11 protein-coding genes and 2 pseudogenes are annotated in these 14,026 nt (G+C 68.8%); 7 read left to right on the top strand and 6 right to left on the bottom strand.

Annotation, left to right across the window (positions count from 1 at the left end; translation table 11 throughout):
• Positions 1–195 precede the first annotated feature (195 nt).
• Positions 196–1,983: a DEAD/DEAH box helicase gene (locus ACHMXE_RS20880; RefSeq protein WP_395351098.1), complete on the top strand. Its 1,788-nt coding sequence runs from the start codon at positions 196–198 to the stop codon at positions 1,981–1,983.
• An 88-nt stretch (positions 1,984–2,071) separates the two neighbouring features.
• Positions 2,072–3,103: an endonuclease/exonuclease/phosphatase family protein gene (locus ACHMXE_RS20875; RefSeq protein WP_395351097.1), complete on the top strand. Its 1,032-nt coding sequence runs from the start codon at positions 2,072–2,074 to the stop codon at positions 3,101–3,103.
• Positions 3,104–3,244: 141 nt separating this feature from the next.
• On the opposite strand, the pseudogene ACHMXE_RS20870 reads toward ACHMXE_RS20875, so the two are convergent.
• The 5 genes and pseudogenes from ACHMXE_RS20870 to ACHMXE_RS20850 all read right to left on the bottom strand — a co-directional run bounded on the left by ACHMXE_RS20870 (position 3,245) and on the right by ACHMXE_RS20850 (position 8,409).
• Positions 3,245–4,442: pseudogene (locus ACHMXE_RS20870) on the bottom strand (mandelate racemase/muconate lactonizing enzyme family protein).
• Positions 4,443–4,633: 191 nt separating this feature from the next.
• Complete coding sequence (locus tag ACHMXE_RS20865) at positions 4,634–5,641, bottom strand: TRAP transporter substrate-binding protein (RefSeq protein WP_203202114.1); 1,008 nt, start codon at positions 5,639–5,641, stop codon at positions 4,634–4,636.
• Between the two features lie 61 nt (positions 5,642–5,702).
• The gene (locus ACHMXE_RS20860; RefSeq protein WP_208513005.1) at positions 5,703–7,004 is read right to left on the bottom strand and encodes a TRAP transporter large permease; all 1,302 of its coding nucleotides are present in this window, start codon (positions 7,002–7,004) and stop codon (positions 5,703–5,705) included.
• Positions 7,001–7,567 (bottom strand): TRAP transporter small permease, encoded by a 567-nt coding sequence (locus tag ACHMXE_RS20855; protein WP_203202116.1) that lies wholly within the window; start codon positions 7,565–7,567, stop codon positions 7,001–7,003. The genes ACHMXE_RS20860 and ACHMXE_RS20855 overlap by 4 nt, the downstream gene beginning before the upstream one ends.
• Before the next feature lie 92 nt (positions 7,568–7,659).
• Positions 7,660–8,409, bottom strand: a complete 750-nt coding sequence (locus tag ACHMXE_RS20850; RefSeq protein ID WP_203202117.1) for a FadR/GntR family transcriptional regulator — start codon at positions 8,407–8,409, stop codon at positions 7,660–7,662.
• A 171-nt stretch (positions 8,410–8,580) separates the two neighbouring features.
• Here ACHMXE_RS20850 and ACHMXE_RS20845 point away from each other — a divergent pair, with 171 nt between their 5' ends.
• The 5 genes and pseudogenes from ACHMXE_RS20845 (at position 8,581) to ACHMXE_RS20825 (ending at position 13,247) form a co-directional block, all read left to right on the top strand.
• Positions 8,581–10,320, top strand: a complete 1,740-nt coding sequence (locus ACHMXE_RS20845; RefSeq protein WP_395351096.1) for an IlvD/Edd family dehydratase — start codon at positions 8,581–8,583, stop codon at positions 10,318–10,320.
• An 8-nt stretch (positions 10,321–10,328) separates the two neighbouring features.
• A pseudogene (locus tag ACHMXE_RS20840) lies at positions 10,329–11,232 on the top strand (2-dehydro-3-deoxygalactonokinase); the annotation flags it as partial.
• An 82-nt stretch (positions 11,233–11,314) separates the two neighbouring features.
• The gene (locus tag ACHMXE_RS20835) at positions 11,315–11,878 is read left to right on the top strand and encodes a 2-dehydro-3-deoxy-6-phosphogalactonate aldolase (RefSeq protein ID WP_395351094.1); all 564 of its coding nucleotides are present in this window, start codon (positions 11,315–11,317) and stop codon (positions 11,876–11,878) included.
• 36 nt (positions 11,879–11,914) lie between these two features.
• On the top strand, positions 11,915–12,652 hold the full coding sequence (locus ACHMXE_RS20830) for an aldolase (protein WP_203202121.1): 738 nt from the start codon (positions 11,915–11,917) through the stop codon (positions 12,650–12,652).
• Between the two features lie 280 nt (positions 12,653–12,932).
• The gene (locus tag ACHMXE_RS20825; RefSeq protein WP_203202122.1) at positions 12,933–13,247 is read left to right on the top strand and encodes a hypothetical protein; all 315 of its coding nucleotides are present in this window, start codon (positions 12,933–12,935) and stop codon (positions 13,245–13,247) included.
• 63 nt (positions 13,248–13,310) lie between these two features.
• Here ACHMXE_RS20825 and ACHMXE_RS20820 read toward each other — a convergent pair whose 3' ends face one another.
• Entirely contained in the window at positions 13,311–14,018 is a 708-nt protein-coding gene (locus ACHMXE_RS20820; RefSeq protein WP_395351092.1) for an SDR family oxidoreductase, read from the bottom strand.
• Positions 14,019–14,026: the final 8 nt, after the last annotated feature.

Genomic DNA, 14,026 nt, shown 5'->3' with positions numbered 1-14,026 from the left:
CAATCGCCACCGTGCCGGGTCCAGTTGCCCGCACACCGGCTCTCTGCCGGGGACGAAGAAAACCCTTCCGTAAGTCGGTTTTTCGGGCTCCCACTCCTGACCTTCATCAGCCTTGACTGGCTCGCGTCACAAGAACGAAAGACGCCGAGCGGGCCGATGTCACCGCGCCGTGTATGGCGCTTGTTGTTTCACACAATGACTTTTGATGAACTGAAGTTGGCTCCGGCCATCTTGAAGGCCGTGCACGAGCAGGGCTACGAGACCCCCACCCCGATCCAGGCCCAGGCCATTCCGGCCGTCCTCGAGGGCCACGACCTTCTCGGCGGCGCCCAGACCGGCACCGGCAAGACCGCCGCCTTCACCCTGCCGATGCTGCACAAGCTCACCATGAGCCGCAGCGCCACCAACAAGTTCGGCGGCATCGGCATCCGCGCCCTGGTGCTCACGCCCACCCGCGAACTCGCGGCGCAGGTCGAGGAATCGGTGCGCGACTACGGCAAGTACCTGCAGCTCGGCTCGACCGTGATCTTCGGCGGCGTGGGCATGAACCCGCAGATCGACCGCCTCAAGCGCGGCGTCGACATCCTGGTGGCCACCCCCGGCCGCCTGCTCGACCTGCAACAGCAGGGCATGCTCGACCTGTCGACCGTGCAGATCCTGGTGCTCGACGAAGCCGACCGCATGCTCGACATGGGCTTCATCCATGACGTGAAGAAGGTGCTGGCGCTGATGCCGGCCCAGAAGCAGAGCCTGCTGTTCTCGGCCACCTTCAGCGACGAGATCCGCGAACTGGCCAACGGCCTGCTGCGCAACCCGCAGAGCATCCAGGTCACGCCGCGCAACACCACGGTGCAGCGCATCACGCAGGTGGTCCACCCCGTGGGCCGTGGCAAGAAGAAGGCGCTGCTCGCGCACATCATCAACGAGCACCAGTGGAGCCAGGTGCTGGTGTTCACCCGCACCAAGTTCGGCGCCAACAGCGTGGCCGAGTTCCTCACCAAGAACGGCATCGAGGCGATGGCGCTGCACGGCAACAAGAGCCAGAGCGCGCGCACCCAGGCGCTGGCCGGCTTCAAGAGCGGCGACATCCGTGCCCTGGTGGCCACCGACATCGCGGCCCGCGGCATTGACATCGACGAGCTGCCGCACGTCGTGAACTACGAGATCCCGAACGTCAGCGAAGACTACGTGCACCGCATCGGCCGCACCGGCCGCGCGGGCTCGAGCGGCGAGGCCGTGAGCTTCGTCTGCCTCGACGAGGAAGGCTTCATGCAGGAGATCGAGCGCTTCACCAAGCAGACGATCCCCGTGCAGGTGATCGAGGGCTTCGGTCCCGAGGACGGCGAACGCGCCGAGCCCATCGCCATGGGCCGCCAGACCATCTGGGGCGGCGCCGGCCGTCCGCCGAGCCGCGAAGTCATGCAGGCGGCCGCCAAGGCGGCGCGCAGCGAGATGATGCAGCGCATCCGCGACAACAAGGCCGGCCAGGGCGGTGGTGGCGGCAATGGCCAGCGCCGCGCCGGTGGCGGCGGCCAGGGCCAAGGCCAGGGCCGCGCTGCCAATGGCGGCGGCCAGCAGGGCCCGCGCGGCCAGGGCCAGGGTCCGGGCAATCGCGCGCCGCAAGGCCGCGCCCCGCAGGCTCAGCCGCGTCCGCATCACCATGCGGCGCATCCGCAGAACCATCAGCCGCACGATGAGCGCCAGCCGCGCCATCACGGCAACAGCCACAGCCCGACCCAGGCCAACCAGGTCGCGCACCTGCGCGCCGAGGCGATCGCCGGCGCGGCCGGCCAGCCCGATCCGCTGCGCACCAGCGTCGACCACATGGGTGGCGGCCGCGGACGCGGCGGCCGCTCGGGCGGCGGTGGCGGCTACGGCGGCGGCAACCGTTCGGGCGGCGGTGGCCGTTCGGGTGGCGGCGGCTACGGTGGCGGCGGTGGCCGCTCGGGCGGCGGCGGCGGTGGCCGTTCGTTCGGCCGCTGAGGCGCGACGCACACGGAACACAGGGCGCTTCGGCGCCCTTTTTCATGTCCGCCTGGTGCCGGAACACCTTCCGGACACAATCGTCTCCATGCAGTACATCCCGCCGAACTTCGCCACCCTCTTCGTGGCCACCTGCAACCTCCTCAATCTCGCGAACCCGCACCGCGTGTACTACGAGAACCAGGACGCCTACAACGAGCGCGAGTACGAACGCAAGATCGACTGGCTCGGCGAGCGCTTCCATGCGCTCAATGCCGACGTGCTCGCGGTGCAGGAGGTCTGGGACGAGGCGGCGCTGAAGGCCGCGATCCACCGCAGCGGCCTGCGCTACGACTTCGTGGCCGTGCCCGGCGCCGAGAACGCGCCGGCGCAGCCCGGCCTGCCGCCGCGCTCCGGCGCGCAGGGCACGCCGCGCGTGGGCATCGCCACGCGGCTCAAGGTCGACCGGATCCAGTCCTTCGTCGGCTTCCCGCCGGGCTTCGGCGTCGAGGTGCCGGGCCTCGGGCCGCACACCCGCTTCGAGCGGCCGCCGCTGCTGGCCACGCTGCGCATGAAGCACGGCCAGGCCGTGCACGTGCTGACGGTGCACCTGAAGTCGAAGCGGCCCAAATTCCTGCAGGACGCGCAGGGCAACCACCTCGAGGACCGCGACGACCGCAAGGTGGGCGCGATGGCCTCGCTGCGCTCGCTGCTGATGCGCGGCGCCGAGGCCGCGGCCCTGCGCTGCATCGTGATCGACCTGCTGCAGGGCACCAACGTGCCGCTGGTGGTGATGGGCGACTTCAACGACAACCCGCACAGCGTGACCACCCAGCTCGTGGCCGCGACTTCCGAGGTGGCCTACGACAAGGCGGCGCGCGACGTGGCGCTGTTCAATGCCTACGAGATGCAGGGTGAGGCCGCGCTCAAGAAGGACGTGGCCTATTCGCACGTGCACCAGGGCTACCCGGAGGTGCTCGACCAGATCCTGGTGAGCGAGGAGTTCATCGCGGGCAGCCGCCACAGCCTGGGCGACGTGCGGCGCGTGGACTACTTCAACGACCACCTGCACGAAGGGCGCGACCGCTCGCGCTCGGACCACGGGTTCGTGCGGGCGCTGCTGCGGTTGCGGACGGACTGAATACGGGATCGGGGTCCGGACGCAGAGGACGCGAAGATTTCGCGAAGAACGCAAAAGAACAGCCAAAGAATTTTTGATTTTCTTTTTTGCGTCTTTCGCGAAACCTTCGCGTCCTCTGCGTCCGGCTGTCCGCTCCCGCCTTCAGACCTTGGAAACTCGCACCATCGCATCGGCGCGCTTGTGCAGGTCGGGCAGCAGCTCGAGTCCCAGCCCCGGCTTGTCGTTGAGGCTGATCATGCCGTTCTCGACCTTCGGCAGCTCGGTCACCAGGCCCTGGTACCAGCCGGTGAAGAACGCGCGCACGCTCTCCTGGATCAGCGCATTGGGCGCATGCAGGCTCAGGTGCGTCGATGCGGCCCACACCACCGGGCCGGTGCAGTCGTGCGGCGCCACCGGCAGCTGCCAGGCATCGGCCATGGCCGCGATCTTGCGCGCCTCGGTGAGGCCGCCGCACCAGCTCAGGTCGAGCATCGCGACGCCGGCCACGCCGGTCTGCAAGTAGTCCTTGAAGCCCCGACTTGTAGCTCAGCGTCTCGCTGGCGCAGACCAGCGCCTTGCAGTCGACGGCGTACTGCCTGAGCAGGTCGAGGCTGTCCATGCGGATCGCGTCCTCGTGCCAGAAGGTGTCGAACTCCTGCAGCGCGCGCGCGATCTTCTGCGCCATCGGCAGCCGCCAGAGGCTGTGGAACTCGACCATGATGTCCATGCGCTTGCCGACCGCGCCGCGGATCTTGCGGAAGGGCTCGAGCGCCGCGTCGAGGTCGGCGTTGCTGATGTACTGGCCGTGGCTGCGCTCGGCCGCCGGATCGAAGGGCCAGATCTTCATCGCCGTGATGCCCTCCGACAGCAGCGACTCGGCCAGCTCGTCGGCATGGTGCAGGAAGCCCTGCAGGTCCTCGTAGGGCCCGGCCGCGTTGCCGATGCCCCAGTTGGAACTGGTCTGGTTGGTGGCGCTGCGGATGTACTGGTAGCCCGCGCAGGTGTTGTAGATGCGGATCGCGTCGCGGCTCTTGCCGCCGAGCGCGGTGTGCACCGGCATGTTCGCGGCCTTGCCGAACAGGTCCCACAGCGCGATGTCCACGGCCGAGTTGCCGCGCGTCTCCACGCCCGACCCGCGCCAGCCCAGGTAGCCCGTGAGGTCGCGGTTGCGCGCCTCGATCGCCAGCGGGTCGGTGCCCAGCAGCTTGTGGGCGCCCCACTCGTGCAGGTAGGCCTCGACCGCCTCGGCGCCCATGAAGGTCTCGCCGAGGCCGACCAGGCCTTCGTCGGTGTGCAGGCGCACCCAGAGGATGTTGGGGAATTCGCCGAGGCGGATGGTTTCGAGCTGCGTGATCTTCATGTCAGTCATCCATGGCCCCCAGAGGGCACGAAATGGCGAATGGGTTCGAAAGCGGGAACGAACTTCCGAACGCAGAGGACGCGAAGGATTCGCGAAGCTCGCAAAAGGGAGACAAGAAAAATTTTGAGTTTCTCTTTCGCGCCCTTTGCGAAACCTTCGCGTCCTCTGCGTCCGGCTGCCCGTGTTTCAGCTCAACCGCCGCGCGCCTTCTTCAGCGCGTCCATCACCACGTTGACGGCCTCGGGGCCGATCGCCGGCACGTTCTTGTCGTACACCGGCTTCACCTTGTCGAGCATGCGCTTCTGCTCGGCCGGCGAGACCTCGTTGACCGTCATCGTCTTCTTGAGGCTCGCGAGCGACTTCTCGTTGAGCGCGCGGTTGGCGGCGCGCTCCACCTTCTGGCCCTCGATCGCGGCCTCGCGCAGCACCGCCTGCTCCTCGGGCTTGAGCTGGTCCCAGAGCTTCTTGCTGTAGAGCACGAGGAACGGCGTGTAGGCATGGCGCGTCACGCTCAGGTACTTCTGCACCTCGCTGAACTTCGAGGTCTCGATGGTCACGAAGGGATTCTCCTGGCCGTCGATGGTGCGCGTCTCGAGCGCGGTGAAGATCTCGCCGAAGGCCATCGGCACGGCATTGGTGCCCAGCGTCTTGAACGAGTCGAGGAAGATGTTGTTCTGCATCACGCGCACCTTGATGCCCTCGAGGTCCTCGACCTTGGCCACCGGCCGCTTGCTGTTGGTGAGGTTGCGGAAGCCGTTCTCCCAGTAGGCCAGGTTCACCAGCCCCGCGGCCTCGAGCTTCTTGTTGAAGTACTCGCCGGCCGGGCCGTCGAGCACCGCGTCGGCCTCCTTCTCGTTGTTGAACAGGAACGGCAGGTCGAACACGCCGAGTTCCTTCACGATGCCCACCAGCGGCGAGGAAGAGGTGCACACCATCTCCTGCGTGCCCGCGCGCAGCGCCTGCGTGGCCGGCAGGTCGCCGCCGGCCGCGCCGCCCCAGAAGGCGACGATCTTCATCTTGCCGCCGGTCTTGGCGGCCAGCACCTCCTGCATCTTCTTCACGCCCAGGCCCACCGGATGGTCCTCGTTCACGCCGTTGGTGAACTTGATGGTGCGTTCGGCGAACTGGGCGAAGGCCGGCGTGGCCGCCATCAGGGCCGCGGCGGTCGCTGCCGCCATGAGGGTTCTGCGCTGGATCATGGTCTGTGTCTCCTACTTCTTGGGTGATGAACGAACGGACGGGAAACTCTGCGAAACGCCCTCAGCGCGCCAGCCACCACGACAGCGGCACGGTGACGATCTGCGGGAAGAACACCAGCGCGAACAGCACGATGAGCTGCGCGATCAGGAAGGGCATCACGCCCTTGAAGGCATCGTCCATGGTGATGCGCGCCACGCCGCACACCACGTTGAGCACGGTGCCCACCGGCGGCGTGATCAGGCCGATGGCGTTGTTCATGATGAACAGCACGCCGAAGTACACCGGGTCGATGCCGGCCTTGAGCACCACCGGCATCAGCACCGGCGTGAGGATCAGCACCGTGGGCGTGAAGTCGAGCGCGGTGCCCACGATGACGATGAGCACCATCATCATCAGCATCAGCAGCGTCTTGTTGCCCATGAAGGGCTCGAGCATCCGCGTGACCTCGCCCGGGATGTCGGCCACCGTGATGAGCCAGGCGCTGACCATGGCCGCGGCCACCAGGAACATCACGACCGCGGTGGTCTTGCCGGCCGCCAGCGTGAGGCGGTAGAGCATCGAGACCTTGAGCTCGCCGTAGACGAACATGCCGACCACGAACGAGTACACCGCCGCCACCACGGCCGCCTCGGTCGGCGTGAAGATGCCGAACTTCATGCCGCCGATGATCACCACCGGCAGCGCGAGCGCGAGGCTGCCGCGCGCGGTGATCGCCAGCCGCTCGCCGAAGGGCACGCGCGGCGCGGCCTGCACCTTGTCGCGGCGCGCCACGATCCACCAGGCGATGCCGATCGCCACGCCCATCAGGATGCCCGGCACGATGCCGGCGAGAAAGAGCTTGGTGATCGAGACGTTGCCCGCCACGCCGAACACGATGAAGCCGATCGACGGCGGGATCACCGGCGCGATGATGCCGCCCGCGGCGATCAGGCCGGCCGAGCGGTTGGTGTCGTAGCCCGCGCGGTTCATCATCGGGATCAGCAGCGCCGCGAGCGCCGCCGTGTCGGCCACCGCCGAGCCCGAGATCGAGGCCATGATGATCGCGGCCACCACCGCCACGTAGCCCAGGCCGCCGCGGAAATGGCCGACCCAGGCCATCGCCATGTCGACGATGCGCCGGCTCAGTCCGCCGGCCGTCATGAACTCGCCGGCCAGCAGGAAGAAGGGCACGGCCAGCAGCGGGAAGTTGTCGGCGCCGTCGACGAAGCGCTGCGCGATGATCTGGCTGTCGAAGGCCGGCAGGCCGCCGGTGTAGGCCAGCCAGCCCATGAGCGAGACGCCGCAGACCAGCAGCGCATAGGCGATCGGCATGCCGATCGCCATGGCGGCGAGCAGCGAGACGATGAAGACCGTGACCGTCATCGCGCACCTCCCGCGGTGCCCGAAGCGTTAGCGGGGGCGGCGACGGGCTCGTGCGCCACGTCCTCCGACTCCATCACCTGCACCAGCTCCTCGTCGGAGACGCGGCCGGTGGCCAGGCGCCACAGCTTGTTGAGGTTGATGATGCCCATCACCACCGACACCACGTAGCCGATGCCGTAGACCCAGATCATCGAGATGCCGACCACCGGCGAGACGTTGGTGCGCTGCAGCTCGTGCATCTCGAAGGTGCCCATGAAGAACAGCACGTTGCAGAACAGCATGAGCAGCTGGTTGAGCACGAAGCAGATGGTCTTGCCCAGCCGCGGCAGGCGGCGGATCAGCGTGTCGACGCCGAGGTGCGCGCCGTCGCGCATCGCGACCATGGCGCCGATGTAGGTGAGCCAGATGAAGCAGTAGCGCGACATCTCGTCGGACACCGTGATGCCCGAGTTGAAGCCATAGCGCAGCACCACGTTGCCGAACACCATGACGACCATCGCCACCATGCATGCGACCACGAGGAATTCCAGCACCCGGAAGAATCCGTCGATCAACCTCTTCATTCGATGTCTCCTGTTGCCCTTGTGTTGTTGTTCGCTTGTTCCGTCGTTGCGCGGCTGCGCGCGGCCTCCTGCCGCCTCGTCGCCTTCGCCTGCTAGAGCGCGAAGGCCTTGAGCTGGGTCGCGGGCCGGCTGATGCGCGGGATCTTGCGGCGCGAGGCCAGCACGGTCTCGATGTCCTGGCGCGCGCCGTCGATCAGCACCAGCACCGCCTTCTCGGCGCGTGCCGGGTTGCGCGCGATCACCGCGTCGAGCACCGCGCGGTGCAGCGGCAGCGAGCTCGCGGGACCGTTCTTGCGCGTGGTCGATATCTCGAAGCTGGTGCGCAGCAGCGCGCCGAGCGCGCGGCTCATCTGCACCAGCATGCGGTTGTGGCTGGAGCGGATCAGCCCCTGGTGGAAGCGCAGGTCGGGCGTGATGTAGTCGCCGCCGAACTCGATGGCCTGCTTCATGCCGGCGTAGGCCTCCTCCATGTCGGCGATGTCCTCGGGCGTGGCGCGCGAGGCGGCCAGCGCCACCGCGGCCGGCTCGACCACGCGGCGCAGGTCCTGCAGGTCGCGCAGGAACTCGATCGACAGGCCGGCCTGCGTCTGCCACACGATGACGTCGGCATCGAACCAGTTCCACTGGTCGGGCGGCTGCACGCGCGTGCCGACCTTGGGGCCGGTGGTGACCAGGCCCTTGGCGATCAGCGACTTGATGGATTCGCGCACCACGGTGCGGCTCACGCCGAGTTCCTCGCACAGGATCGGCTCGGGCGGGATCGCGGCGCCGGGCGCGTAGCGGCCCGCGACGATGTCGCTGCCGAGCCGATCGACCGTGTTGCCGTGGACGTTCTTGATCATGCGAAGCCGTTGGTTGTGCGACGCGGCCAAGGCCGCCCGGCGCGCCCCGCTCGCTCGGAAACCCTGAGCGCCCCGCCAGGACAGCGCGCTTATCATATGATGATTGAAAATGCGGTTCGGCAGGACAAACCCTGACCCCGCGGCGCCTTCCCGCAACCGGAGACACCCTCGATGAGCACCCCTCCCAAGAAGAAAGATCCCGAAGAGCTGCGCAGCCAGCAGTGGTTCGGACGACACGACCGCGACGGCTTCATCTACCGAAGCTGGATGAAGGGCAAGGGCGTGCCGCACGACCAGTTCGACGGCCGCCCGGTCATCGGCATCTGCAACACCTTCAGCGAACTCACGCCCTGCAACTCGCACTTCCGCACGCTCGCGGAGCAGGTGAAGATCGGCGTCTACGAAGCCGGCGGCTTCCCGCTCGAGTTCCCGGTGATGTCGCTCGGCGAGACCCTGCTGCGCCCCACCGCCATGCTCTATCGCAACCTCGCGAGCATGGACGTGGAGGAAAGCATCCGCGGCAATCCGCTCGACGGCGTGGTGCTGCTCATGGGCTGCGACAAGACCACGCCCGCGCTGATGATGGGCGCGGCCAGCGTCGACCTGCCGACCATCGGCGTGTCGGGCGGCCCGATGCTCTCGGGCAAGTGGCGCGGCCAGGAACTGGGCTCGGGCACCGGCGTGTGGCAGATGAGCGAGCAGGTGCGCGCCGGCACGCTCAAGCTGCAGGACTTCTTCGAGGCCGAGAGCTGCATGCACCGCAGCCACGGCCACTGCATGACGATGGGCACCGCGAGCACCATGGCCAGCATGGTCGAGTCGCTGGGCATCGGCCTGCCGGGCAACGCGGCCTTCCCGGCCGTCGACGGCCGCCGCAACGTGCTCGCGCGCGAGGCGGGCCGGCGCATCGTCGGCATGGTCCACGAGGACCTGAACATGTCGAAGATCCTCACGCGCCAGGCGATCGAGAACGCGATCAAGGTCAACGCCGCGATCGGCGGCTCGACCAACTTCGTGATCCATCTGCTGGCGATCGCCGGGCGCATCGGCGTCGAGCTCACGCTCGACGACTTCGACCGCCTGGCCTCCGAGCTGCCCTGCATCCTGAACCTGCAGCCCTCGGGCCAGTTCCTGATGGAGGACTTCTGCTATGCCGGCGGCCTGCCGGTGGTGATCAAGGAGATCGCCGACCACCTGCACAAGGACATCCTCACCGTCACCGGACAGAGCGTGTGGGAGAACGTGAAGCACGCCGAGAACTACAACCCGCAGGTGATCCGCACCCAGGCCGAGCCGTTCAAGGACAAGGCCGGCATCTGCGTGCTGCGCGGCAACCTCGCGCCCAACGGCGCGATCATCAAGCCCAGCGCGGCCACGCCCGAGCTGCTGGTGCACAAGGGCCGCGCGGTGGTGTTCGAGAGCGCCGACGACCTGCACCGCCGCATCGACGACGAGAACCTCGACATCGACGAGCACTGCGTGATGGTGCTCAAGAACTGCGGCCCCAAGGGCTATCCCGGCATGGCCGAGGCCGGCAACATGCCGCTGCCGCCCAAGGTGCTGCGCAAGGGCATCACCGACATGGTCCGCATCAGCGACGCGCGCATGAGCGGCACCGCCTACGGCACCGTGGTGCTGCACACCGCGCCCGAGGCCGCGGCCGGCGGTCCGCTGGCGCTGGTGCAGGACGGCGACATCGTCGAGCTCGACGTGCCGAACCGCAAGCTGCACCTGCACGTGAGCGACGAGGAACTGGCGCGCCGGCGCGCTGCCTGGGTCGCGCCGAAGGCACCGCTCGATTCGGGCTACTGGAAGCTCTACGTCGACACCGTGCTGCAGGCCGACGAAGGCGCCGACCTGTCGTTCCTGCGCGGCCGCCGCGGCGCCTTCGTGCCGCGCGACAACCACTGATGGCGGCGATGACGGGTCCCTTGGTCGCGGTGGACTGGGGCACGAGCTCGCTGCGCGGCGCGCTGATCGCGGCCGACGGCACGGTGCGCGAGGAGCGCAGCGACGCGCGCGGCATCCTCGCGGTGCCGGCGGGCGGCTTCCCCGCGGTGTTCGAGCAGCTGTTCGGCGACTGGATGCGCGAGCGCGGCGCGCGCTGCCTGATCTCGGGCATGGCCGGCAGCAAGCAGGGCTGGGTCGAGGCACCCTACTGCGCCTGCCCCGCGGGCCGCGTCGAGGTCGGCCGCAGCATCATCGCCATCGATGCCATTCCCGGCCAGCGCATCGCGATGGTGCCGGGCCTGAGTGACGAGCACGACGGCGTGCCCGATGTGATGCGCGGCGAGGAGGTGCAGATCTTCGGCGCGCTGTCGCTGCTGGGCCGCGACGAGGGCCTGTTCGTGCTGCCGGGCACGCACAACAAGTGGGCCACGGTGAAGAAGGGCCGCGTGACCGGTTTCCGCACCTTCATGACCGGCGAGTTCTATGCGCTGCTGAGCCAGCACTCGATTCTTTCGCGCACGCTCGACGCGTCGGCGCCGCTCGACGAAGCCGCCTTCGTCGAGGGCGTGACCCGCGCCGACAACGGCCAGGGCCTGCTGCACAACGCCTTCGGCGCGCGCACGCTGGCGCTGTTCGAGCGCATGCCGCGCGCCGAGCTCGCGAGCTATCTCGGGCCTGCTGATCGGCGAGGAGCTGCGCACCCAGTCGCTGCAGGCCGCGGGCGAGGTGGTGCTGATCGGCTCGTCCGCCCTCACCCAGCGCTACGCACTCGCGCTGCGCGCCAGCGGCACGGCCACGCGCTCGCTGGGCGCCGAAGCCACCTGGGCCGGACTGCATGCGCTGTCCGGCTTCCTCGATTTCCTCCGCCACCCCATCATGACCACGCCCTTCGACAAATTCGACGCCGCCCTGCGCACCTTGCCGCTGGTGGCCATCCTGCGCGGGCTCGAGCCGCATGAAGCCGATGCCGTCGGCGACGCCATCGTCGAGCCCGGCTTCCAGCTGCTCGAGGTGCCGCTCAATTCGCCGCGGCCGCTCGACAGCATCGCGCCGGCTGCGCGCGCGCTTTCCGCAGGCGCTGGTCGGCGCCGGCACGGTGCTCGATGCGCAGCAGGTGCGCGAGGTGCAGGCCGCCGGCGGCGAGCTGATCGTGTCGCCGAACTTCGATGCCGCGGTGGTGCGCGAGGCGGCCCGCCTGGGCCTGGTGTGCCTGCCCGGCGTGATGACTCCGACCGAGGCCTTCGGCGCGCTCGCCGCGGGCGCCACCGGGCTCAAGCTGTTCCCGGCCGAGCTGGCCTCGCCCGCGGTGGTGAAGGCGCTGCTGGCGGTGCTGCCGCGCGGCACGCCGCTGATGCCCGTGGGTGGCATCACGCCCTCGAACATGACCGAATGGCGCGAGGCCGGTGCCGCCGGCTTCGGCATCGGCTCGGCGCTGTTCAAGCCCGGCAAGAACGCGCAGGCCGTGCGCGACGATGCGCAGCGCTTCATCGCCGCGTATACGGGCACGACGCGCGCCTGATTCGATTCCCCCCACGCAGAACACCAGAGGATCACGATGTCCGCCGATGCCGACTACGCCAGCCCCGACGTGCGCCAGCTGCGCGAAGACCTCGCGCTCGCGCTGCGCGCCGCCGCCCACCACGGGCTGTCGGAAGGCGTGTGCAACCACTTCAGCGTGATGCTGCCGGGCCGGCAGGACCGCTACCTGATCAACCCGCGCGGCCTGCACTGGAGCGAGATCGGCGCCGACGACATCGTGCTGATCGACGTGCACGGCGAGGTGCTCGCGGGCCGCCACCGCGTGGAGCCCACCGCCCTGTTCATCCACGGCGCGGTGCACCGCATCGCGGGCCATGCGGTGGTGCTGCACTGCCACATGCCCTATGCGACCGCGCTCACCATCACGGTCGACCGCGCGCTCGATCCGACCGCGAGCCAGAACGCGATGCGCTACATCGACCGCATCGCCGTCGACCGAGAATACAACGGCCTCGCGCTCGACGATGCCGAGGGCGAGCGCATCGCACGCGCGATGGCCGGCAAGGACGTGGCCTTCCTCGCGAACCACGGCGTGATCGTGGCGGGCGCCACCATCGCCCATGCTTACGACGACCTCTACTACCTCGAGCGCGCCTGCCTGCACCAGGTGATCGCGCAGTCGACGGGCCGTCCGCTGGCACCGGTCAACCGCGAGCTGGCCGCGCGCGTGGCGGCGCAGATCCAGGGCGAGCGCGAGCAGTCCGACCTGTTCTTCGAAGCGCTGCGGCGCATGCTGCCGGCACCGCGCGGCTGAGCCTTTTCGCGCGCTTTTCTCGTCGCCATGCGGCGACAGCGGCGGCCTCTTTGTGTCGAGGCGTTTCCCGTGCTTTCAATTGCCTTGCGGCGGTGGCCGCGGCGCGTTACGTCTGGCGCTGGACGCGGCATTCGCGCGGGCAGAATCCGCCCCGTCGCCGTGAGCGAAGTCCTACGCCCCGGCGTTACAGCGCTTCATCGGATTTCGCCCGCGCCTTACAAAGCGTTGACAAGAACGCGGGAGGATGACACCCATCAACAACCACTCCCCTGGAGTTGCCATGAAAAAGCTCACCTACGCATTCGGCGCCGCGGCCCTTCTCTCGCTGGCGGCGATCAGCGCTCCGGCCCAGGCGCAGAGCGGCCCCTTCATCCAGGCCCAGGTCTACGTGACCCCGGCACCGCCGCATCGCCACTACGACCGCCGCTACTACGCGCCCCCGCCGCCGCCTCACTACCACCCGGGCTATCACCGCGGCGATCGCTACTACCGCCATGACCGCTACGAAGGCCGCCGCTACGGGCGCCACGACAACGACCGCGACGGCGTGCCGAACCGCTACGACCGCCGTCCCAACAATCCGTACCGCTACTGACGCGGTCGTCACCAGCAACGAAAAAGCCGGGCCTCGCGCCCGGCTTTTTCATGGCCGCCGCATTCAGGCCGCGGGCACCTGCGCGTAGGGCGGCGCGTCGCTGGCGAAGCCCTGCTTGAGCCCGCGCGAGATCGCATCGGCCAGCACCTCGGGCAGGCCCTTCTCCACACCCTCGTAAGCCAGCCGCGCCACCTCGTCGGGCGAGGTCTTCGGCGCATCGACGTGCGCGGCCATGTCGGTGTCCATGTAGCCCACGTGCACGCTGACCACCTGCGTGCCCTGGCCCACGAGTTCGTTGCGCAGGCCGTTGCTCAGCGACCAGGCGGCCGACTTGGTCGCGCTGTAGGTCGCCACGCTCGGGAAGGTGGTCCAGGCCAGCGCCGACAGCACGTTGACGATGGCGCCGCCGCCGTTGGCCGCCAGCACCGGCGCGAAGGCGCGCGACAGCGCCCAGGGACCGAAGAAGTTGGTTTCGAGCTCGGCGCGCGCGGCCGCCACCGCGTCGGGCCCGAGCAGGTTCGAGCCGCGCGAGATGCCGGCGTTGTTGACCAGCACCGACACGTCGCCGCAGGCGCGCACCGCGGCCTCGATCTGCGCCGGCTGGGTCACGTCGAGCGCCACCGGCACCACGCCGGCCAGGGTGATGGTCTTCGGGTCGCGCGCGGCGCCGTAGACCTTGCGCGCGCCGGCCGCGAGCGCGGCCTTGGCGAAGGCGAGCCCCAGGCCGCGGTTGGCGCCGGTGATGAAGACGACCGAATCCTTGATGTTCATGGCAGACC

It is taken from the genome of Variovorax sp. UC122_21 (assembly GCF_044056785.1).
Classification (GTDB): Bacteria; Pseudomonadota; Gammaproteobacteria; order Burkholderiales; family Burkholderiaceae_C; genus Variovorax.
Note: the sequence above shows the minus strand (reverse complement) of the source record. Positions and strands in the feature narration are given on the sequence as shown.

What these genes read in the sequence shown, in the direction of transcription:
- ACHMXE_RS20880 (WP_395351098.1), top strand. Translation starts at nt 196, where the DNA reads ATGACTTTTGATGAACTGAAGTTGGCTCCGGCCATCTTGAAGGCCGTG.
- ACHMXE_RS20875 (WP_395351097.1), top strand. Translation starts at nt 2,072, where the DNA reads ATGCAGTACATCCCGCCGAACTTCGCCACCCTCTTCGTGGCCACCTGC.
- ACHMXE_RS20865 (WP_203202114.1), bottom strand. Translation starts at nt 5,641, where the DNA reads ATGATCCAGCGCAGAACCCTCATGGCGGCAGCGACCGCCGCGGCCCTG.
- ACHMXE_RS20860 (WP_208513005.1), bottom strand. Translation starts at nt 7,004, where the DNA reads ATGACGGTCACGGTCTTCATCGTCTCGCTGCTCGCCGCCATGGCGATC.
- ACHMXE_RS20855 (WP_203202116.1), bottom strand. Translation starts at nt 7,567, where the DNA reads ATGAAGAGGTTGATCGACGGATTCTTCCGGGTGCTGGAATTCCTCGTG.
- ACHMXE_RS20850 (WP_203202117.1), bottom strand. Translation starts at nt 8,409, where the DNA reads ATGATCAAGAACGTCCACGGCAACACGGTCGATCGGCTCGGCAGCGAC.
- ACHMXE_RS20845 (WP_395351096.1), top strand. Translation starts at nt 8,581, where the DNA reads ATGAGCACCCCTCCCAAGAAGAAAGATCCCGAAGAGCTGCGCAGCCAG.
- ACHMXE_RS20835 (WP_395351094.1), top strand. Translation starts at nt 11,315, where the DNA reads ATGAAGCCGATGCCGTCGGCGACGCCATCGTCGAGCCCGGCTTCCAGC.
- ACHMXE_RS20830 (WP_203202121.1), top strand. Translation starts at nt 11,915, where the DNA reads ATGTCCGCCGATGCCGACTACGCCAGCCCCGACGTGCGCCAGCTGCGC.
- ACHMXE_RS20825 (WP_203202122.1), top strand. Translation starts at nt 12,933, where the DNA reads ATGAAAAAGCTCACCTACGCATTCGGCGCCGCGGCCCTTCTCTCGCTG.
- ACHMXE_RS20820 (WP_395351092.1), bottom strand. Translation starts at nt 14,018, where the DNA reads ATGAACATCAAGGATTCGGTCGTCTTCATCACCGGCGCCAACCGCGGC.